This is a genomic window from Sphingopyxis sp., assembly GCF_965227415.1.
Classification (GTDB): domain Bacteria; phylum Pseudomonadota; class Alphaproteobacteria; order Sphingomonadales; family Sphingomonadaceae; genus Sphingopyxis.
In genome coordinates, this window is sequence record NZ_OZ245749.1 from 1,649,087 (window position 1) to 1,669,749 (window position 20,663).

Sequence of the window (20,663 nt, forward strand, 5' to 3'; positions counted from 1 at the left end):
TCCGGACATTCATGCTCTGCACGCCGAAAGATGACGGGAGATGCATATGGGTGAACTGGTCTTGCGCGAAGATGCGGGCGGCGTTGCGACGCTGACGCTCAACCGGCCCGACAAGCGCAACGCGCTGAACCTGGCGCTCTGGGGCGAACTCGACGCGCATGTCGACGCGATCCGCGCCGCGGGCGAAGCGATCGGCGCGGTGATCCTCCGTGCCAGCGGACCGTCCTTCTGTGCGGGAAATGACCTGAAGGAACGCGGGATCAAAGCGCCGCGTCCGCACTATCAGGCCTCGATCGTCACCAAGCTCGCCGAACTGCCGCAGCCGCTGATCGTCGCGGTCCAGGGAGGCTGCTTCACCGGCGGTCTGGAACTGGCGCTCGCGGGCGACATCATCGTCGCGGGCGAGGGCGCCAACTTCGCCGACACGCATGGCAAGTTCGGGCTGGTGCCGATCTGGGGAATGAGCCAGCGACTACCGCGCCGCGTCGGCGAATGGAAAGCGCGCGAGATCAGCTTCACTGGCCTGCCGATCGACGGCCGCGAGGCGGAGCGGATCGGGCTCGCCAATCGCTGCGTTCCCGACGCAGAACTGGACGCGACCGCGCGCACGCTGGCCGAGGCAATCGCGGCGCAATCGCGGCACAGCGTTTTCGCATACAAGAAGCTCTATCGCGAACAGACCGACCTGCCGCTCGATGCGGGGCTGGTGCATGAAGTGTCGAACAGCGCCGGGGTCGCGCCCGACATGGCGGAACGAGTGGCGCGGTTTTGACGGGCGGTTGAGTCTGCCTTGAGGCGGGCCGCCGCATGGGCCGCCTTTTCATTCCAAAGTTCAGGAAAGTTCAGCCCTGTGGAGCCCCCGATTTGTCGCGCTCCGCGGACAGGCCGCGCGTGGCTTTTGCCGCTATCCGTAGCCGGTAGCGATCGCGTCTGTTCGCATGTTCAAAGAGCCGGGGTAAAGGCTGGCACAGCCGAATAATGTAGGACAGCGTTTTTTTTCGCGCGACCGATGCCGGCTTCAAGGAGGGAGCGGACGCTGCGTCCCTTCGCTTCGTCATCGCGGATTCTTCGACAGGCTCAGGGCAGCCTTGATCCGGGATCCATTGACGCCACGGCAGCTGTGGACCCCGGATCAGGTCGGGGTGACGAAAGAAAGAATCCTCCCCGGACCGGGGAGGATTGGTCGTGTCGCCTTTCGGCCGAAACCGGACGTCCGCCTAATCGATCGGCTTCCCCTCGGCGACACTCGCCCATTGGCGGCCGTCGTGGCCGAACAGGATATGCGCGCCCGCGCGCCGCTGGCGATCGAGAAACGCCATCGTCCGCTCACCCGCGTCGCGATCGACGACAGCCTTTTGCAGGATCATCAGATCAAGATTGCGCTCGGTATAGCAGCAGTCCGCGGCGAGCAGCACCTCGCGGCCGCTCGGCAGCTTGACGATCACGCTTTGATGCCCCGGCGTATGGCCAAAGGTCGGGACGACCCGCACGCTGCCATCGCCGAACAGGTCGAACTCGCCGTCGATCGCTTTCACCGGCTGGCCCGTCGCATAATCGACCGCTTCGTAAAGCCCCGCCTCTTCGCTCGCTTGCGCCGCTGCGAGTTCGCGCGACTGCACGATAATCGTCGCATTGGGCAGGCTGGCGTTGCCGCCGCAATGATCGATGTGGAGGTGCGAGTTGATTACCCAGTCGATGCTGGCCGGATCGACGTCGATGCCTTTCAGCCGCGCGGCAATCTCCTGCCCCTCGAAATATTGCAGCCCGAACTTGTTCGGCGGCAACGCGTCGGCGAGCGTGCGGCGATAGCGCACCCCCATGCCGGTATCGAACAGCGCGCGGCCCTTTGGGTGATCGATCAGATAGCTCGGCACCGGACCCTTCAGATAGTCGCCCTCCTCGCCCTCGATGAAATAGCCGGGGCGGCACTGGAACCAGCCGGTGTTGAAGGCATAGAGGCGAAGCGTACCGGTCATTGTTCGCGATAGACAGGCGCGCGTTTGCCGAGGAAAGCGGCGAGCGCTTCCTTGTGATCCTCGGTCGCCGAGAGGATCACCTGCTGGCGGTCCTCGATCGCCATCGCGGCGTCGAGGCTTTGCGCGTCGATGTTGAGGTTCAACGCCTGTTTCGAGAGGCGAAGGCCCCACGGCGCGGTCGCGAGCATCTCGTCCGCGAGGGCCAGGCTTTGGTCGAGGAGGGTCTCTTCTCCGATGATCTCGCTGATCAGTCCGGCGCGCAGGGCGCGGTTGGCGTCGATGAAGCGGCCGGTCAGGATCATTTCCGCCGCCAGACTCGCGCCGACGAGGCGCGGCAGGAAATAGCTCGACGCCATGTCGCACCCGCCCAGGCCGATGCGGATATAGGCGGCGTTGCAGCGAAAGTCGGGGGTGGCGTAGCGCACGTCCGCCGCGAGCAGCAGCGACAGTCCGCCGCCCGCCGCCGCGCCATGGCCGAGCGCGATGATCGGCTGAGGGCAGGCGCGCATCTTGCGATAGATGTTGCCGATCTTCGTCTGCGTGCGCAGCGTGCGCAGCACCGGCGTCTCGCCGTCGATCGACCGGTCCTCCTGAAGGTCGAGCCCGGCGCAAAAGGCGCGCCCGGCGCCGCGCAGGATCACGACGCGCACCTCGTTGCGATCGGCGAGGCCGCCGAAATAGGCGTTGAGCTCGTCGACCAGCCCTTCGCTGAGCGCATTGAGCCGCTCGGGCCGGTTGAGCGTCGCGATTTCGACCTGCCCGCGGGCCTCGACCAGCAATTCGCTCACAGGCTTTGCCCGTCGTCGACGGTGATGACGCTGCCCGTCACGCCCAGCGACGCATCCGACGCGAGGAAAAGCAGCGGCGCGTGCAGATCGGTCGCGGGGCGCATGCGTTTGCGCGGGAACGTCGCGACAAGCGCCTTGCCGACGTCGCTGGCAAACATGCCGCTGGTCATCTCGCTGTCGAAATAGCCCGGCTGGATGATGTTCACATTGATCCCGCGCCGCGCCCATTCGCGCGCCAGACTGCGCCCGAGATGACGGACCGCGGCCTTCGTCGCGCCATACATCGACGAGGCGGCATAGATTTTCTCGGCCGTGATCGATCCGATCAGGATGATCCGCCCATGGCCCCGTTCGCGGCTGCCCGCCTTGTCGAGCCGCTTCGCGCCTTCGCGCGCGGTGAGGAACACGCCGCGCAGGTTCGCGGCGATCAGCCCGTCGACCTCGTCCATCTCGAGGCTGAGCGCCATCTTCTCGGTCGCGACGCCGGCGTTGGCGATGATCGTGTCGACGGTGCCGAACGCCGCTTCGGCCGCGTCATAGGCCGCGATGGTCGACGCTTCGTCGGTGACGTCCATGCTGACCGCGACCGCCTGCCCGCCCGCAGCCTCGATCGCCGCGACCTGTTCGGCGAGCTTGTCGGCGCGCCGCGCCGCGAGCACGACCTTTGCCCCCGCAGCCGCCAGCGCCTTGGCAAATCCAGCGCCCAGCCCCGACGAGGCGCCGGTCACGAGCGCGACGCGCCCGGTCAGATCGAATTTCGGGTCTTCACTCATGCCATCACTCCGTTCAAACGCGCGAGCCGCGCCCGCCAGTCGATGCCGGTCGCGGCGCGCTCAAATTCTTCGGTCAACCGTTCGACGAGCTGTGCGACGGGTTCGACCGTATCGATCAACGCGACGCTTTGCCCCGCGCTCCAGATATCGCGCCAGGGAATGACGCCGTCGGGCATCGCCGTGCGCTCCCTTGGCAGCGCCTTGTAATCGAGCCCCGCCGCCTCGATCGACGGCAGCATCCAGTTCGCGGGGACGCCGTTCATCGCCGAGGCGATGACGATCTGATCGATACCCGCGGTCGGGATCATCTGGCGATGGCCGTCGACGACGCCCGATTCAGGGGTCGCGATGAAGCGCGTTCCCATGCACGCAATGTCGCCGCCCAGCGCCAGCACCGCCGCGATCCCGGCGCCGTCGGCGATGCCGCCCGCGACGATCAGCGGGCCGTCGAACATCCGCCGCACCGCGGGAACGAACGCCATCGGCGTCAGGAATCCGGTGTGCCCCCCCGCCCCCGCGCAGGTCAGCATCAGCCCGTCGGCGCCCGCCTCCAGCGCCTTTTCGGCATGGCGCATCGTCGTCACGTCGTGGATGACCTTGCCGCCCCAGCCATGGACGCGGTCGACCAGCAGCCCGGGATCGCCGATGCTGGAGAGGATCAGCGGAATGCGATGCTTTTCGAGCAGCGCGAGCTTGGGCTCGCCCGTCGCCTCGCTGGCGATCCGCGCGGGCAGGTTGACGATCGGCGGCGCGCCGTCGATGCCCGCGAGCCCATCGAGATAGCGTTCGAATTCGTCGAGCGCCGTATACGTGCCGCCCTGCCAGCCGCCGATCACGCCCGCCTTGCAGCAGGCGGCAGCCAGCGCGGGTGACGAGGCGAAGCTCATCGGCGCACACATCAGCGGCAATGCCAGCCTGTCGAACATCGGCCTCTCCCATCCATCGCCGATGCATCGGCGTTACGGTTCCGTAGCGTCGCTTACGTTTACGTCAACTGGAAGCCATGACAAGTCGCGGCGCACCCTGAGCGAGGAAAAGTCGCGGAAACGGGTTGACTGGATCATTTTGTTCCCCTAATGTTCTCCTTGTGCACACACAACCTGCTCCCCCGTCGCGGCTGCCAATGGTGGCGGACGGGGGAAAAAGGGTCCCGGCGCTGGCCGGCTTTTCCCCCTGACCATAGTGCGGCGCCGCCTGACGACGCCGACGCCTTGCCCGTCGATCGTCGCTGTGCAATAGGCGCCGCCCCGCCAAGCCCGACGGCCACAGGAGCACCCATGACCAGCGAAGCGAGCGCGCTCGGCCTCGATTTCGGCACGACGAACACCGTCGTCGCGCTGGCCGACGGTGCGGGCGGTACCGAACTCGTCGAATTTGCCGGCGACAAGGCGACCGGCGCGGTGTTCCGCTCGGCGCTCTGCTTCTGGGAAGAAGAGCGCGCGTGGCAGGGGGTGGCGCATGAAGCCGGCCCGTGGGCGATCGCCGAATATCTCCAGTCGCCGCTCGACAGCCGTTTCGTCCAGTCGTTCAAGAGCGTCGCCGCCAGCCCCTCGTTCGAACGCGCGCTGGTCTTTAACCGGCCCTATCGTTTCGAGGATATGGGGCGCCTGTTCCTGCAGCGGCTGGTCGCGCATGCGGGCGGGCGGCTCGACACGCTGCCGCAACGCGTGATCGTCGGTCGGCCGGTCGAATATGCCGGGGCGCGGCCCGACCCCGCGCTCGCGAGGCAGCGCTATGACCTGATGCTCGCGGCGTTCGGCACCGAAATTCATTATGTCCACGAGCCGCTTGGCGCCGCGCACAGCTATGCCGCGCGGCTGACCGAGCCCGCGACGATCCTGGTCGCCGATTTCGGCGGCGGCACCACCGACTTTTCGATCGTCCGCGTCGCCGAACCCGGCGCGCCGCGCCGCTGCATCCCGTTGGCCTCGTCGGGGATCGGGATCGCGGGCGACCGTTTCGATTACCGGATCGTCGACAAGCTGGTCCTGCCCCTGCTCGGCAAGGGCGGCACCTATCGCTCGTTCGACAAGCTGCTCGAAATACCCGGCGGCTATTTCTCCGATTTCGCCGACTGGTCGCGGCTGGCACTGATGCGCAACCGCCGCACGCTCGACGAGCTGCGCCGCCTGCAACGCGATGCGGTCGATCCCGAACCGATCGGGCGGATGATCGCGCTGATCGAGCATGAGCAGGGCTTTCCGCTCTATGATGCGGTCGGCCGCCTGAAGCGCGCGCTGTCGGGCAGCGAGCAGGCCGAGTTTCGCTTTACGGGCGACGGCGTGGACATCAGCGCCACCGTCCGCCGCGCCGATTTCGAGGGCTGGATCGCCGACGACCTGCGCCGCATCGAAGCCGCGATGGACGCGGCGCTGGCCAAAGCCGGCCTGGCGCCGCAAGCGATCGACCGCATTTTCCTGACCGGCGGATCGTCGCTGATCCCTGCGATCCGCGCGCTGTTCGACCGCCGCTTTGGCGCCGAACGGATCGCGACGGGTAACGAACTGACGTCGATCGCGCACGGCCTTGCCCTGATCGGCGAAGAGGCCGATCCCGCCGAATGGGCGGCGTGAAAGCCCGGCAACGACAAAAGCCTTCAGCCTTTCGCCGGACACGGTCCCGCAATGGGCCATAGCGCGTCGCGGGTCTTGCGATTGGCCCCCAGCGCCGGAAATTCATGACCGCAACGGTCGATTTCGCTATCGCGGGCGCCGACCGATGGACAGGCTGCCTCTGCTGGTCCCGGTAGATTGCGACCCGATCCGCGACCAGCTTGTGAGAGAATGGCGATGATCCTGTCATCGTCGGGCGGCGTGGAGCGAACCTTCGCGCCGCCAATCCTCTCCGTTCAGGCCGCGGCCACCAGGCTGTTGGCGACGTCGCGCGATCGCGGCGCGGGCGGGAACAGCTTTCCGCAAATCACCCAGACCACCGATGTGACGAGGATCGAGACATAGCCGTCGACCGCATAATGATAGCCGAGGTGGACCGATCCGATCAGGATCGTGGCGAAGAACAGGAAAAAGACGATGCCGAGCGTCCGGCTGACCTGCCGGATCGCGAGGAAGAAGAGAAAGGCGAGCGCGACGTGCATCGACGGCATGGCGCTGATCCCCCGACCCAGATCGTGCGAGCCGCTGGCGTACCAGGCAATGATCTGTTGCTGAACATCGACCGACAGGACGGGATAGATTTGGTTCGCTTTCCCCAGATAGGCCATCTGTTCGGCATAATGCGCGTTGCCGACCATCGGTTCGAGAAAGCAGGGCCCGACCGACGCCAGCAGGATCGCGAGCACGACGCCATTGAGCGTCCAGATCGCGAAGCTGGCAGCGAAATAACGGATGCGCAGTTGGCGGTCGCCGACGTAGAATGCGAAATAGATCGACCCGGCATAAACGAGAACCAAGAGTCTTCTTGAACTTGAGCGTGCTGTCGACGATCCGGCGCTCATATCGCCATTTCTTTTTTCCCGTCGGAAGAACCTCGATGAAGAGGCCATCCGTGAGCGGATCGCCAAGCGTCCCAGAGCGAATCGAATCAAGCGCTGTGGGGGTGAATGTAATTTTTCCGGACATGGCCGACTCCAAAATCGGCTTTCCAGAAATCAGGGGACAAACTCGGGGACAATAGGTGTCAAACCCAGTCCAAAGCTGGCCAAATCTGTCCAAGTGACAGGTCTGTCGAGTTGTCCCGAAGATTCTTCGTTTTACGCCGAAACCCTAGGGATTCGGCAGCACCGGCTGGCTGGGGCGGCAGGATTCGAACCTGCGAATGGCGGCATCAAAAGCCGCTGCCTTACCGCTTGGCGACGCCCCAACGGGCCGGTGCGAGGCGCGCTCTATAGCGCGGCGCTGGCGATTGCAAGAAAGGCTTAGATCCGCGTAACCCAGCCATGCGGATCGGCGACGCGACCCCGCTGGATATCGACGAGCTTGTCCTTGAGCTTGCTCGTGACCTGCCCCGGTCCGCCCGCGCCGATGGTGAAGCTGGTTTGGCCGCGCGTCACCTTGCCGACGGGCGTCACCACCGCGGCGGTGCCGCAGGCGAAGCTTTCAGTCAGCTTGCCGCTCTCTGCATCGGCCTGCCACTGGTCGATCGCATAGGGTTCCTCGCGCACCGTCAGCCCCGCGTCGCGTGCGAGCGTGATGATCGCATCGCGGGTGATGCCGGGCAGGATCGTCCCCGTCAGCGGCGGCGTCACGATGCTGCCGTCGTCGAAGACGAAGAACATGTTCATGCCCCCCAATTCCTCGATCCAGCGGTGCTCGGCGGCGTCAAGGAAGACGACCTGGTCGTGGCCCTTGGCGATGGCCTCGCGCTGCGCGACAAGGCTGGAGGCATAGTTGCCGCCGCATTTGGCAGCGCCTGTACCGCCCGGCGCGGCGCGGGTATAGTCTTCCGACACCCAGAGCGAGATCGCCGGCGCGCCCGACTTGAAGTAATTGCCGACAGGCGAGACGATGACGAGAAACTGATATTCGGCAGCGGGCTTCACACCGAGGAACACCTCGCTGGCGTACATGAAGGGGCGCAGATAGAGCGCCCCGCCATCGACCGGCGGGAACCAGGCCGCGTCGGCAGCAACGGCTTCCTTCACTGCGGCAATGAACATTTCCTCGGGCAGCTCGGCCATCGCCATGCGGCGCGCACTCGCGTTGAAACGCGCGGCATTGGCCTCGACGCGGAACAGCGCCATCGACCCATCGTCGAGCCGGTAGGCCTTCAGCCCTTCGAAGATTTCCTGTGCATAATGGAGCACCGCGGTCGCCGGATCGAGCAGCAGCGGCCCGCGCGGCATCACCTGCGCATCGTACCAGCCCTTCGCATCCGAATAGCGGATGGAGACCATATGGTCGGTGAAGATGCGCCCGAACACCGGGTCGGCGATCGCCGCCGCGCGTACATCCTCCGCCGTCGGGTTGGGATGCGGCAGCTTGGCGAATGTTGGAGCGGACATGCGGAAAAACCTGTCGTCTGGGGGTGAATCGTGCGCGCCTCTTGCCAAAGCGCAGCCTCGCGCGCAACGGTAGTGACTATGCCGGATGAAAATTTTCTTTCACAAGTACCCGCCGCCTCTGCCCTTTTCTTGCGCGAAGACGAAGTGCGGCGCGGGATCGAATATCTGTTTTTCGGCCATGGCGCGCTGTGGCGCACGGTCGATACGCGGATCGCCGAAAATGAGCTGGGACGCGCGCATTACCGCGCGCTCTATTTCATTGCGCGCGCGCCGGGGATCACGATTTCGGACCTGCTCGCGCTGCTCGGAATCACCAAACAGTCGCTCGGCCGCGTGGTGAAAGAGCTGGAAGCGCGCGATTTCCTGACGACGCGCCCTGGTAATCGCGACCGGCGCCAGAAAGAGCTGCGGCTGACCGCCGGCGGCCGCGCGGTCGAAGCCGCAATCTTTCAGCAACTGCGCGACGCGATGAGCCGCGCCTATACCCATGCCGGGCAGCAGGCCGTGACGGGATTCTGGCAGGTCAGCGAAGCGCTGATGACGCCGCGCGAACGCGCGCGCGTCGCAAAGCTGGGCGGCGAAGCTTAACCTTCGCCGCGTGCGATGTCGGCAAGCTCGCGCCCGCGGTCGCGTGCGGCGCGCAGCACGTTGGTCAGCAGCGCCGCAAGCTGTCCGTCGCTGTCGAGCACATCGAGCCCGGCCTGCGTCGTTCCGCCCTTGCTCGCGACCTGCGCGATCAGCGTGCCGGGCTTCTCGCCACTGTCGGCCAGCAACGCGGTCGAGCCACCAAAGGTCGCAATCGCAAGCTTCAGCGCATCGTCGGCGGACAGGCCAAGGCGTTCGCCCGCCGCGGCATAGGATTCGATCAGGCGGAATACGAACGCCGGCCCGCTGCCGGTAAATGCGGTGACAAGGTCCATCGTCGAATCATCGTCGAGCGGCGCCACGGTGCCGAGCGGCGTCAGGAGCGCCGTCACCGCCGCTTCATCGGGATTGCCGATGCTGGCGACTGCCGAGACGCCCGCCCCGATCCGCGCCGCGAGATTGGGCAGGATGCGCACCTGCGCCTTCGCATCGGGAAAGCGCACCGCCAGGTCGGCGAGCGGAACGCCGGCCAGGATCGACAGGAGATGCGTGTCATCTTTCACCACCGATGCGAGATCATCGGCGACGTCGCCGAGCTGCTGCGGCTTCATGCCCAGCATCACCCATTCGGCGTCGCCGCCCGCATTCAGCCATTCGCCGAGCGACCCGAAGTGGGCGATCCCGGCGCGCGGCGCAGCAACGGGATCGATGATCGTGACCAGCGCCGGGTCGAGCCCCGCCGTGAGCCAGCGGTCGAGCATCGCTCCGGCCATATTGCCGCAGCCGACCAGCAACAGCCGGCCGGTGAAATTCCCTAAACTCTTCTTCATGGTCGCTGTGTCTTCTTCGCTTAGCGGCAGCTGCTCTCGGGTCCCGAAATCAGGTCGAGACAGCGGCCGTCGATCTTGCTGGGGTCCAACGAGACGCCAATGACCGACGCCAATGTCGGCAAAATGTCCACCGTCATCACGGCGTTCGGTTGCTCGAACCCGGCGAGCCCCTTGCGCCAGAAGAGGATCGGCACGCGGCGGTCATAGTCCCACACCGAACCGTGCGTCGCGACATAGCCCAGGCCCGACTCGGGTATCGGGGTGACGCGCGGCTTCAACACGACGAGGAAGTCGCCCGAACGCCCGGGGTTATACGAGGCGCGCAGCTTGTCCATCAGGCTCCACGTATCGGGCGAGCGCTTCGAGATCGGATATTTGGCCAGATCGTCGCCGGTCACGACCGCTTCCACCTGCGGATGCGCCTTGAAGCGCGCGACGAATTCGGCAAGCGCCGCCTTGCGCTGCGCGGGGGTCAGCGCTTTCGACAGATACATGTCGCCGAAGGGCCCGTCGCTGAACAGCAAAGGCTGCCGCAGGCCGAGCTTTTCGGCGACGTCCTTGCCGATGACGTCGGGATCGAGCGCCTTGTCGACGCGCTCGGCGGCGGGCCAGGCGTTCTGGCGGTTGCGCTCGGGCAGGTCATGGCCGCCATGGTCGGCGGTCAAGGCGACGACATAGTCGATGCCCGTCGCATCGAGGCGCGAGAAGAAAGCGCCCAGCTCGCGGTCGAGCGCGAGCATCTGCATGCACATCTCGCTGCCTTCGGTGCCGGTGCTGTGACCGACATAGTCGGTCGCCGACAGGCCCAGGATCAGAAGATCGGTGGTATCGCCCTCCCCCATTTTGCGGACCTGACGCAGCGCGGCGCCCGCGGCAAGGACCGCGCCATCGGCTTCGGGCGACGCCATGAAGCCACGGAAATTGCCGCCGTCACGCGCGAACCGGCCGGTGCCGACGGTCGCGCCCTTGTCGCCGATCGGGATGGCGATGTCGTGCGAGGCACAATCGGCGGGCAGCGTCGCTGCCGGTCGCGGCTGCGCGATCGCCGCCGCAATCGCGGTGCCGGCCTGCTGCGCGGTCGGCGACAGCGCGGTGCCCGGATAACTGGTCAGGCCGGTCGGGACGAGCCACATCAGCTCGTCGGCCTGACGCCCGCCCATCATGATCGCCGCGCGGTCCTTGCCCGCGACCGAAACGACCTGTGCCTTCGGATTCTGCGCCTTCATCAGGTCGCCAAGCGTGGGCACGAGCAGGTGATTGACCGATGCCGAATATTTCTTGGAACTGCTGTCCGGAACCGTCTCGTCCTCGGCGCAATAGACGCGCTTGTCCTCGCGGGCGACCGACAGGTCGAAATAATTGTTCGCGACGATCCCCGTATGGGCGGGGTGGTTGCCGGTCAGAATCGTCGAATGGCCGGGGCACGTCTCGGTCGCGGCATGCGATTGATAGCCTGCGGGAAAGACGATGCCCGACGCGAGCCGCGCGAGGCCGCCGGTAAAATGGCTGCGGTATTCGGCGAACAGGTCGGCCGAGAATTGATCGACCGAGATGACGACCACCAGTTTCGGTGCGGGGGTCGCCGCCGTGACCTTCGCGGCGGGCGCGGGCGAACTCTGCGCGAGAACCGCGCCGGTCGCTGCGACGGAAAGGACGGCAGCCACGGTGATCCTGGCGGCGGTGGTCAGATATTTGAGCTTCACGGGCATCGTCTCCAACTGGGGTCGTCAGCGCGGGCTGTCCTCTCGTCGAAAGCCGCCTATATGGCAAGCCTTGAGCGATGAACGGCAGCGAGCGGATCGGGAATTTGAGTAGGCACGCTTTTGTGACAATTTGGCGCGCAACGCTGGCCTTGCTGGCGCTTGCGGCGCTGGCCATGGCGCCCGCGCGCGCCGAGGCGCCGCACATCGCCGCCAAGCTCGTCGCCGAATCGGCCTCGCCCGCACCGGGCAGCACGACCGCCATCGCGCTCACCATGGCGCCCGAGAAAGGCTGGCACGGCTATTGGCAGAATGGCGGTGACGCGGGTTTCGGCCTCGAAGTCGAATGGAATGCGCCCGAAGGCGTGACCATCGCGCCCTTCCACTATCCCGTTCCCGATCCGTTGATCCTGTTCGGCATGATGAACCATGTCTATGAGCATCCCTATGCTCTGCTGGCCGATGTCCGCGTCGACGGCAGCGTCGCGCCCGGAACCGACCTGACGCTCACCGGCATCGCGCGCTGGCTGGCCTGCACCGACAAGGTGTGCGTCCCCGAAAAGGCGGTGATCGCGGTCTCGCTGAAGGCTGGCGACGGAACGATCGCTGCGGCGACGCGCGAGAGGTTCGACGCGTGGCGGGCCAAGCTGCCGCAACCGCTCGACCGGCCGGGAACGTGGGAGCGCCGGGGCGACGCGGTACGCTTTGGCATTCCCCTGCCCGAAAGCACCGCGCTCGACGCGCCGCATCTGTTTCTCGAGACACCGAATGTGGTCGATTATCCGCAACCGCAGAGGTTCAGCCGCAGCGGCGACTGGATCATCGTCGAGACGAAAGCCAAGGGCGACGCGGCAGGGGCGGTGCAGGGATTGCTCAAGCTGTCGGACGGCCGCGGCCTCAGCGTGCGTTTCGAGCCATCGGCCGTGCGCGCGCCGGGCAAGCCGATCGGCACCGCATCGGGCGCGGTCGACATGGGCCTGTTCTGGACCGCTTTCGGCGGCGCGATCCTGGGCGGGCTGATCCTCAACCTGATGCCCTGCGTCTTTCCGATCCTGAGCCTGAAGGCGCTCAGCCTGGCGCGTTCGGGCGGGGATGCGCGCGAGGCAAGGGTCGAGGCGGTCGCGTACACAGCGGGGGCGGTGCTCGTCTGCCTGGCGCTCGGCGGCGTCCTCCTTGGACTACGCGCGGCGGGCGAGCAGGTGGGCTGGGCCTTCCAGCTGCAGCATCCGCTGAGCGTCTTCATCCTGCTCCTGCTCGCGGTCGCGATCACGCTCAATCTGCTCGGCACCTATGAACTGCCTTCGTTCGGGGGCGGACAAAAACTGGCCAGCCAGAGCGGCGCGGCGGGCGGTTTCTGGACCGGCGCGCTGGCCGCCTTCGTGGCGACGCCGTGCAGCGGGCCGTTGCTCGGCGCGGCGCTCGGCGCGACGCTGGTGTTACCGGCCTGGGCTGCGCTGCCGATTTTTGGCGGTCTGGGCCTCGGCCTTGCGCTGCCGTTCCTGGCCGTCGGTTTCATCGCCGGACTGCGTCGCCGCCTGCCCAAGCCGGGCTCCTGGATGGCGACGTTCCGCAAATGGATGGCGCTGCCGATGGGGTTGACCGCCGCAGCGCTCGCCTGGCTGTTGACACAGCAGGTCGAAGGATTGCGGTGGAGCGATCTGGTCAGTGCGTTTGGCATCGGGTTCCTGTTTATCGCGCTCTATCGCCATTGGATGCGCGGGCCCGATCGGGGGCATGTCGGCAAGATATTGCTGCTGGTTCCGGCGATCGCCGTCGGCGCGCTCGCCTATCAGGTGGTCACCGCCAAGCCTTCGGCAGTCGTCGGCGAAGCCCGCGGCGACGTCTTCTCGCCCGCCGCGCTCGCCAAAGCCCGCGCGACCGGCAAGCCCGTCTTCGTCTATTTCACCGCCGACTGGTGCCTGTCGTGCAAGGCGAACGAGGCAGGCGCGATCAATCGCGCGGCGGTGCAGGACGCCTTCAAGAAGACGGGCGTCGTCACGCTCGTCGGCGACTGGACGAACGGCGATCCGGTCATCACGCGCACGCTCGCCGAGCATGGCCGCAACAGCGTGCCGCTGTATCTGTGGTACGCGCCGGGCGCATCCCAGCCCGAAATCCTGCCGCAGATTTTAACCCCCGGGATTTTGGCCGACAAGGTTGCGGCGAAGTGATCGCCCTTGGGCGTCATTGCGAGCGAAGCGAAGCAATCTCCAGCTATCGGCTTGGGCCGACGATAGCTGGAGATTGCCGCGTCGCTTCGCTCCTCGCAATGACGGGATTAGGCTGATGGCCAAACAGCGCGCCGACCAGTTGCTCGTCGACCGCGGGCTTGCCGAAAGCCGGACGCGCGCGCAGGCGCTGATCCTGGCGGGGCTGGCCTTCGTCGGCGACCGCAAGATCGACAAGGCGGGTCAGCAGATCGCCGATGATGCCGCGGTCAGCGTGAAGGGCCGCGACCATCCGTGGGTCTCGCGCGGCGGGATCAAGCTCGACCATGCGCTGAATCATTTGGGGGCGCACCTTGGCTGGGACGTTGCGGGCGCGGTCGCGATCGACGTCGGGTCGTCGACCGGCGGCTTCACCGACGTCTTGCTGAGCCGCGGTGCGGTGCGGGTTTATGCCGTCGACTCGGGGACCAACCAGCTCGCGTGGAAGCTGCGACAGGACGAGCGGGTGATTGTCCACGAACAGACGAGCGCGCGCATCCTGAGCGCCGCCCATATTCCCGAACCGATCGATTTGATCGTCTGCGATGCAAGTTTTATCGCGCTGTCGAAGGTGCTGCCGGTGCCGATGGGTTTTGCCCGCGACGGCGCGCGGATGGTGGCGCTGATCAAGCCGCAGTTCGAGGCCGGGCGGCACGAAGTCGGCAAAAAGGGCGTTGTGCGCGATCCCGCCGTGCATGCCCGCATCTGCGCCGACGTCCGCGACTGGCTCGAAAACGAAGGCTGGGATGTTGTCGATCTTGTCGAAAGTCCGATCACCGGGCCGGAGGGCAATGTCGAGTTCCTGATTGCTGCGACGCGGCGAACTGCTTGACGGCGCTCGCGCCAACCGCAACACCTGTTTTTCGCAGAATCGCGAAAAGGGACCAAAGTCAGCATGAGCGAAATTGCCACTCCCGGCCAGTTACGCATGTCCTATTGGCGCTGGGCAATGGTTACGGTGCCCGCCATCGTACTGATCGGCAGCCTGTCGGGCATCCTGTCGAACAGCGGATATAACAACCGTTGGTTTGCGGCGCTTAACTTGCCCGCCATCACCCCGCCAGGCTGGGTGTTCGCGAGTGCGTGGACAATCCTCTATATCTGCCTCGGCCTGTCGCTCGCGATGGTGCTGCATGCGCGCGGAGCGAAGGGGCGCGGCTTTGCGCTGCTGCTTTTCTTTGTCCAGCTGATCGCCAATTTCGCGTGGTCGCCGCTCTTTTTCGGCATGCATCAGGTGACGACCGCGCTGTATCTGATCATCTTCATTCTGATGGTGACGATCGCGACCGCCTTTGCCTTCGCGCCGATCCGCAAGGCGGCCGCCTGGCTGCTCGTCCCCTATATGGTCTGGCTCAGTTTTGCCGCGATCCTGAATTTCCAGATCGACCAGTTCAACCCCGATGCCGAAACCAAAGGGGTTGTCGTCCCAGCCGCGACTTCCCAGATACGGTAGCGGGCAAGGGGATATTCCCCCTGGAAGGAAGTATGATGCAGAGCGAGAACCGCTTTTTCGACGATCTGGCCAAGATGATCAACGGCGTTGCCGGAACCGTCGCGGGCGCCGGCCGCGAGGCCGAAGCCGCGATGCGCGAGCGCGCAAAGGAGTTCGTCGGCCGCATGGATTTCGTCAGCCGCGAGGAATTCGAGGCCGTGAAGGAAATGGCCGCCAAGGCGCGTGCCGAAGCCGAAGCGCTGAAGGCACGGCTCGACAAGCTGGAAGGCACGGCCAAGCCCGCACCTGCGAAACCTGCGCCCGCCAAGGCGGCAGCCGCGCCCAAGACTAGGCCGACAGCGAAGCCCGCCGCGAAGCCGGCGGCACGCAAGCCCAAAGCCTGACGCCGGCCCGATCAGGCACAATATTGTCCCCGAAAGCGGCGGGACGCGGACTCGCGTCTTGGCCGCTTTCGGTCTAAGGCGCGCGCATGAGCGACGATATCTACGATGACGACGATGCCCAGGAAGCTGCGCCGATCGACATGATCGCGTCCTATTTTGCCGCGCACGACTGGCCGCACGAGATGGTCGGCGAGGACGAAATTGTCGCGACGGCGCAGGGAAGCTGGACGACCTATGAGCTGCGCGCCGTGTGGCGTCCCGACGACGGGGTCATTCAGCTGCTGGCATTCCCCGACATCCGTGTCGTCGAAGACAAGCGCATCGTCGCGCACGAAGCGCTCGCAATGATCAACGAGCAATTATGGCTCGGCCATTTCGAACTCTGGTCGAACAGCGGGACCGTGTTGTTCCGTCACGGCATGCTGCTGGGCAGCGACGCGCAATTGCCGCTCGACCTCACCGAAACGCTGATCGAAAGCGCGATCGACGAGTGCGAGCGTTTCTATCCGGTGTTCCAGTTCGTTCTGTGGGGCGGCAAGACCCCTGCCGAGGCGCTGGCCGCCTCGCTCATCGAAACGCGCGGCGAGGCGTAATCCTCAGCGCTTCTCGAAGCGCTGCAATCCCGACCCAAGCTGGTTCGCCCCGATCGCCAGCACTTCCCCGCTCCAGTCCGCAACGAAAAAGGATTTGCGGTCCATGTCTGCCGGCAGGCTCGCGCGGTTGCCGCTGATCGACAGGCCGCGCGACGGATTGCCGCGATCCTCGGCCGCGACCGCGATGAAGGCCGAATAATTTTCCTTGTCGCGCCCCTGCACGAACAGATTGTTCGTGATGCTGCCGACCGAGCCCGAGGGCAGGTCGATCATATAGTTGGTTGCGGTCCCCTGCGTGTCGTCGAAGCTGTTGTCGCTGACCTCGACCTGTTTCGCGCGGGTCTTGAGATAATGGCCGCCGGTGCCCTTTTCGAAGCGGGTATGCGTCACAATGACGCGGCCATAAAGGCCGGTATAGACGCTGTGCGCGCAGCTGAGGCCGCGGTCGCAGCGACCGAGGCGCGAGAAGGTCGAGCGGTCGATCGTCAGCGTCGCCTCGGGATCGTCGGCGGTCAGGATGCCTTCTTCGCTGCTGCGGAACATCGCATTGACGATGTCGAGGCTGCTTTTTTCGAGACGGATGCCCGCGCCATTGCCGTCGGGCACGCGCATGTTCTGAAAGACGATGCCGTCGACCCGCGCACCGGCACCACGAAGCACGAGCGCCGCCTTGCCCTCGCACGTCACACCGTCAAAGATCGCGCGGCCGGGCTCGGCAGCGACGAAAGCAACGCGCCCGGCGGTCTGGACCGCGCAGTCGCGGTGATAGCCCGGTGCAATCCTGATCGTCCCCTCGCCATCACCAATGGCGTCGACCGCATCCTGCAGCCGCCCGAAGCTGCGGCCATCGACGCTATAGGGTGCATCACTCGTCTGCGCGGGCAGCGGCGCGGGCGCCAGCACCAGCAGGAGGGCGAGCAGCGGCAGCAGGGGCCGGCGGAAGATCATCTGAAACATCGCGCGTTGATAGCAACTTCTGCGACGCCAGTCGTTTGCAAGGCTGGTTAACCTGGCGCCTGTCCCCTTATCGGACGCGACCGCGTCGAGACATTAATCTATCGCCACCCCGGACCAAGTCGGCGACGAACCCCTTGAGGCAATTATGTGATTATTCGCCGGCGAAAGCCGGGGTCCCTAGCGCGAGAAGGCCAAGTTTGCCTGCGAACGCTCTGGGCCCCGGCCTTCGCCGGGGAACACGACTTGCCTGACAGGTCCAAACGCCGATCAAGTCCGCGGTGACGAGCTTTTGATATCAGTCCAGATTCGGGCGCAGCCAGCGCGTTGCGGTGTCGATATCGACACCCCGGCGCACGGCATATTCGGCCAGCTGGTCGGGGCCGACCCGCGCGACGCCGAAATAACTGGCATCAGGGTGCCCGAAATAAAAGCCCGACACCGCCGCGGTCGGCAGCATCGCAAAGCTTTCGGTCAGGATCGCACCCGAATTGTTCCCGGCATCGAGCAAATCGAACAGGATCGGCTTCAGGCTGTGATCGGGGCACGCGGGATAGCCCGGCGCGGGGCGGATGCCGCGATATTCTTCCTTGACGATCGCATCGGGGGTCAGCTGTTCGCCGGGCGCGTAACCCCAGAGGTCGGTTCGCACATGCGCGTGCAGCCGCTCGGCCAACGCCTCGGCGAAGCGGTCCGCCAGCGCCTTCAACAAAATGTCGTTATAATCGTCGTGCGCGGCCTTGAAGCGCGCGAGATGCGGCTCGATGCCGTGGATTGCGACCGAAAAGCCACCGATCCAGTCGCCATCGTGGCTGACGAAATCAGCGAGGCACATATTCGGGCGCCCCTCGCGCTTGGCGATCTGCTGGCGCAGGAAGGGAATGCGAATATGCTCTTCCGTCTCTTCGAGATGGACGATCACATCGTCGCCCTCGCGCCGACACGGCCACAACCCAGCAACTCCGCGCGCAGTGAGCCAGCCTTCGCCGATGATCCTGTCGAGCATCGCGCGCGCGTCGGCGTAAAGGCTCGATGCGCTTTCGCCGACAACGGCGTCGGTCAGGATCGCAGGATAATTGCCCGCAAGTTCCCACGCGCGAAAGAAAGGCGTCCAGTCGATCCACTCGACCAGTTCGGCCAGATCCCAGCTGTCAAAGACGTGGATGCCGGGATTTTCGGGCGGGAACGGGCGAATATGTTCGTCGATCGCGAAACCGTTGGCGCGGGCATCCTCGATCGGGATCAGCGCACTCTGTCCCTTGTTCGCGCGAACGTCGCGGACATGCTCATAATCGTCCTTGAAGCCCTTCACATAGGCATCGCGCCCGGTGTCGCTGACCAGCGCCGTGGCGACGCCGACAGCGCGGCTTGCGTCGAGCACATGAAGCACCGGCCCCTCGTATGCGACATCGATGCGCAGCGCGGTGTGGACCTTCGACGTCGTCGCGCCGCCGATCAGCAGCGGCATCGTCATCCCCGCGCGCTGCATTTCCTCGGCGACCGTCACCATCTCGTCGAGCGACGGCGTGATCAACCCTGACAGGCCGATCATGTCGGCGTCATTCTCGTTCGCCGCCTCGAGGATCTTCGACCAGGGGACCATCACGCCCAGGTCCACAATCTCGAAGCCGTTACATTGCAGGACGACGCCGACGATATTCTTGCCGATGTCGTGGACGTCGCCCTTCACGGTCGCCATCACGACCTTGCCTTTGCCCTTCGAACCCGGCTCTTTCGCCGCCTCGATGAAGGGCAGCAGATGCGCGACCGCCTTTTTCATCACGCGCGCCGACTTGACGACCTGAGGCAGGAACATCTTGCCCGACCCGAACAGGTCGCCGACAACGTTCATCCCGTCCATCAGCGGCCCTTCGATCACCTCGATCGGGCGCGGCAGCAACAGGCGCATCTCTTCGGTATCGTCGACGACATAGGCATCGATGCCCTTGACCAGCGCATGTTCGAGCCGCTTTCGCACGTCCCAGCCGCGCCATTCCTCGGCCGCCTTTTCCTGCGCGGCGCTGGTGCCCTTATAGCGTTCGGCGAGCGCGATCAGCCGTTCGGTCGGGCTTTCCGCTTCGCCCTCGACCTTGCGGTTGAGCACGACATCTTCGCACGCCTGCCGCAGTTCGGGATCGATCGTGTCATAGACGTCGAGCTGCCCGGCATTGACGATCGCCATGTCGAGACCGGCGGGGATCGCATAATAGAGGAAGACGCTGTGCATCGCGCGGCGCACGACTTCGTTGCCGCGGAAGCCGAAAGACAAGTTCGACAGGCCGCCCGAGAAATGCACATGCGGGCAGCGAACGCGGATGACCTTCACCGCCTCGATGAAGTCGACCGCATAATTGTCATGCTCTTCGAGCCCCGTCGCGACCGCGAACACATTGGGATCGAAGATGATGTCCTCGGGCGGAAAATCGATGGTCATGAGCAGCTTGTAGGCGCGCTCGCAAATCTCGATCTTGCGCTCCATCGTGTCGGCCTGTCCGGCCTCGTCGAACGCCATCACGACGACCGCGGCACCATAGGCCATGCATTTGCGCGCATGGTCGAGGAACGGCTCTTCGCCTTCCTTCATGCTGATCGAATTGACGATCGGCTTGCCGGGAACGCATTTCAGCCCGGCCTCGATGACGCTCCATTTCGAGCTGTCGATCATCACCGGCACACGCGCGATGTCGGGTTCGGCAGCGATCAGTTTCAGGAAGGTCGTCATCGCATATTCGGCGTCGAGCAGGCCTTCGTCCATGTTGACGTCGATGACCTGCGCGCCGTTCTCGACCTGCTGGCGCGCGACTTCGACCGCCGCGGCATAATCGTCGGCGAGAATCAGCTTCTTGAACGCCGCGGAACCCGTGACGTTGGTGCGCTCGCCGATGTTGACGAAGCTGGAGGCGGCGGCGGTGGTCATCGGGTAATCCTGAATGGCATTAGGCGGCGAGTGGACGGGCGAGAACGAGATCGTCGTAAAGTTTGCCGCCGACATCGAACTGACGGGTCGCGATATCGACGAAGCCTTGTTTGCGGTAGAAGGCGAGCGCTCGCTCGTTCCGTGCGTAAACGCCGAGCAGCAGGCGGTCATGCCCGCTCGCTGCCTCCAGCGCCTGTTTCATCAACGCTGCGCCGACCCCAGTTCCGTGGAACCGCGACAGCGAGTAGATGCGCTTCAATTCGATATCGCCCTCGCGCGCGGCGGCGAGGTCGGGATTGCCGGTCAGCGCAAAACCGATGGGCGCGCCGCCCGGTTGCGCTTCGGCGATCCAGGCGCGCGCACCGTTCGCGAAATAGGCGATGTAAGCGTCCGCATTGTGCTGCGCCGCGCAGTGACCGACGATCGCATCGCCGTCGAGGATGCCCGCGAAGGTTTCAAGAAAGGTTGCTGCGCCGATCAGCGCGAGCGCCGGCGCATCGCCTTCCCCGGCCTCCCGGATCGTCCAGGTCGGAATGTCGGTCAT

At 65.4% G+C, this 20,663-nt stretch carries 19 protein-coding genes and 1 tRNA gene; 8 read left to right on the plus strand and 12 right to left on the minus strand.

What is annotated here, in order from left to right; genetic code table 11:
* Positions 1–46 precede the first annotated feature (46 nt).
* A complete protein-coding gene (locus ACO055_RS07975) occupies positions 47–772 on the plus strand; it encodes an enoyl-CoA hydratase/isomerase family protein (protein WP_422062055.1) in 726 nt (241 codons plus the stop codon).
* 445 nt (positions 773–1,217) lie between these two features.
* Here the strand turns inward: ACO055_RS07975 and ACO055_RS07980 are convergent, their stop codons facing one another.
* From ACO055_RS07980 to ACO055_RS07995, 4 genes are read right to left on the minus strand one after another with little or no spacing between them, the layout of a single operon-like run.
* A complete protein-coding gene (locus ACO055_RS07980) occupies positions 1,218–1,976 on the minus strand; it encodes an N-acyl homoserine lactonase family protein (RefSeq protein WP_422062056.1) in 759 nt (252 codons plus the stop codon).
* Positions 1,973–2,764 (minus strand): enoyl-CoA hydratase/isomerase family protein, encoded by a 792-nt coding sequence (locus ACO055_RS07985; protein ID WP_422062057.1) that lies wholly within the window; start codon positions 2,762–2,764, stop codon positions 1,973–1,975. Before ACO055_RS07985 ends, ACO055_RS07980 begins: the two co-directional genes overlap by 4 nt.
* On the minus strand, positions 2,761–3,537 hold the full coding sequence (locus tag ACO055_RS07990; protein WP_422062058.1) for an SDR family NAD(P)-dependent oxidoreductase: 777 nt from the start codon (positions 3,535–3,537) through the stop codon (positions 2,761–2,763). The genes ACO055_RS07985 and ACO055_RS07990 overlap by 4 nt, the downstream gene beginning before the upstream one ends.
* The gene (locus ACO055_RS07995; protein WP_422062059.1) at positions 3,534–4,463 is read right to left on the minus strand and encodes an NAD(P)H-dependent flavin oxidoreductase; all 930 of its coding nucleotides are present in this window, start codon (positions 4,461–4,463) and stop codon (positions 3,534–3,536) included. Before ACO055_RS07995 ends, ACO055_RS07990 begins: the two co-directional genes overlap by 4 nt.
* A 351-nt stretch (positions 4,464–4,814) precedes the next feature.
* On the opposite strand from ACO055_RS07995, the gene ACO055_RS08000 reads away from it, so the two are divergent.
* Positions 4,815–6,110, plus strand: coding sequence for an Hsp70 family protein (locus ACO055_RS08000; RefSeq protein ID WP_422062060.1), 1,296 nt, complete (start codon positions 4,815–4,817; stop codon positions 6,108–6,110).
* 275 nt (positions 6,111–6,385) lie between these two features.
* Here the strand turns inward: ACO055_RS08000 and ACO055_RS08005 are convergent, their stop codons facing one another.
* The 3 genes from ACO055_RS08005 to ACO055_RS08015 all read right to left on the minus strand — a co-directional run bounded on the left by ACO055_RS08005 (position 6,386) and on the right by ACO055_RS08015 (position 8,497).
* Positions 6,386–6,946, minus strand: coding sequence for a phosphatase PAP2 family protein (locus ACO055_RS08005; RefSeq protein WP_422062061.1), 561 nt, complete (start codon positions 6,944–6,946; stop codon positions 6,386–6,388).
* Positions 6,947–7,281: 335 nt separating this feature from the next.
* Positions 7,282–7,356 (minus strand) — tRNA-Gln (locus ACO055_RS08010).
* A gap of 55 nt (positions 7,357–7,411) precedes the next feature.
* Complete coding sequence (locus tag ACO055_RS08015; RefSeq protein ID WP_422062062.1) at positions 7,412–8,497, minus strand: branched-chain amino acid aminotransferase; 1,086 nt, start codon at positions 8,495–8,497, stop codon at positions 7,412–7,414.
* Between the two features lie 78 nt (positions 8,498–8,575).
* Between ACO055_RS08015 and ACO055_RS08020 the strand changes: the two genes are divergently transcribed.
* Positions 8,576–9,085, plus strand: a complete 510-nt coding sequence (locus tag ACO055_RS08020; protein ID WP_422062063.1) for a MarR family winged helix-turn-helix transcriptional regulator — start codon at positions 8,576–8,578, stop codon at positions 9,083–9,085.
* Here the strand turns inward: ACO055_RS08020 and ACO055_RS08025 are convergent.
* Positions 9,082–9,912: a pyrroline-5-carboxylate reductase family protein gene (locus ACO055_RS08025; protein WP_422062064.1), complete on the minus strand. Its 831-nt coding sequence runs from the start codon at positions 9,910–9,912 to the stop codon at positions 9,082–9,084. The genes ACO055_RS08020 and ACO055_RS08025 overlap by 4 nt on opposite strands.
* 20 nt (positions 9,913–9,932) lie before the next feature.
* Complete coding sequence (locus ACO055_RS08030; RefSeq protein WP_422062442.1) at positions 9,933–11,621, minus strand: alkaline phosphatase family protein; 1,689 nt, start codon at positions 11,619–11,621, stop codon at positions 9,933–9,935.
* A gap of 71 nt (positions 11,622–11,692) precedes the next feature.
* Between ACO055_RS08030 and ACO055_RS08035 the strand changes: the two genes are divergently transcribed.
* The 5 genes from ACO055_RS08035 to ACO055_RS08055 all read left to right on the plus strand — a co-directional run bounded on the left by ACO055_RS08035 (position 11,693) and on the right by ACO055_RS08055 (position 16,248).
* Entirely contained in the window at positions 11,693–13,783 is a 2,091-nt protein-coding gene (locus ACO055_RS08035; protein WP_422062065.1) for a protein-disulfide reductase DsbD family protein, read from the plus strand.
* Between the two features lie 115 nt (positions 13,784–13,898).
* Entirely contained in the window at positions 13,899–14,651 is a 753-nt protein-coding gene (locus ACO055_RS08040) for a TlyA family RNA methyltransferase (protein ID WP_422062066.1), read from the plus strand.
* Positions 14,652–14,714: 63 nt separating this feature from the next.
* Positions 14,715–15,272: a TspO/MBR family protein gene (locus tag ACO055_RS08045; protein ID WP_422062067.1), complete on the plus strand. Its 558-nt coding sequence runs from the start codon at positions 14,715–14,717 to the stop codon at positions 15,270–15,272.
* 35 nt (positions 15,273–15,307) lie between these two features.
* Positions 15,308–15,655 carry an accessory factor UbiK family protein gene (locus tag ACO055_RS08050; RefSeq protein ID WP_422062068.1) on the plus strand — a complete coding sequence of 116 codons (348 nt, stop codon included), beginning with the start codon at positions 15,308–15,310 and terminating at the stop codon, positions 15,653–15,655.
* An 86-nt stretch (positions 15,656–15,741) separates the two neighbouring features.
* On the plus strand, positions 15,742–16,248 hold the full coding sequence (locus tag ACO055_RS08055) for a YbjN domain-containing protein (RefSeq protein WP_422062069.1): 507 nt from the start codon (positions 15,742–15,744) through the stop codon (positions 16,246–16,248).
* A gap of 3 nt (positions 16,249–16,251) precedes the next feature.
* Here the strand turns inward: ACO055_RS08055 and ACO055_RS08060 are convergent, their stop codons facing one another.
* The 3 genes from ACO055_RS08060 to ACO055_RS08070 all read right to left on the minus strand — a co-directional run bounded on the left by ACO055_RS08060 (position 16,252) and on the right by ACO055_RS08070 (position 20,663).
* Positions 16,252–17,205 (minus strand): right-handed parallel beta-helix repeat-containing protein, encoded by a 954-nt coding sequence (locus tag ACO055_RS08060; protein ID WP_422062070.1) that lies wholly within the window; start codon positions 17,203–17,205, stop codon positions 16,252–16,254.
* Between the two features lie 295 nt (positions 17,206–17,500).
* Complete coding sequence (gene metH / locus ACO055_RS08065; protein ID WP_422062071.1) at positions 17,501–20,119, minus strand: methionine synthase; 2,619 nt, start codon at positions 20,117–20,119, stop codon at positions 17,501–17,503.
* 19 nt (positions 20,120–20,138) lie between these two features.
* Positions 20,139–20,663, minus strand: coding sequence for a GNAT family N-acetyltransferase (locus ACO055_RS08070; protein ID WP_422062072.1), 525 nt, complete (start codon positions 20,661–20,663; stop codon positions 20,139–20,141).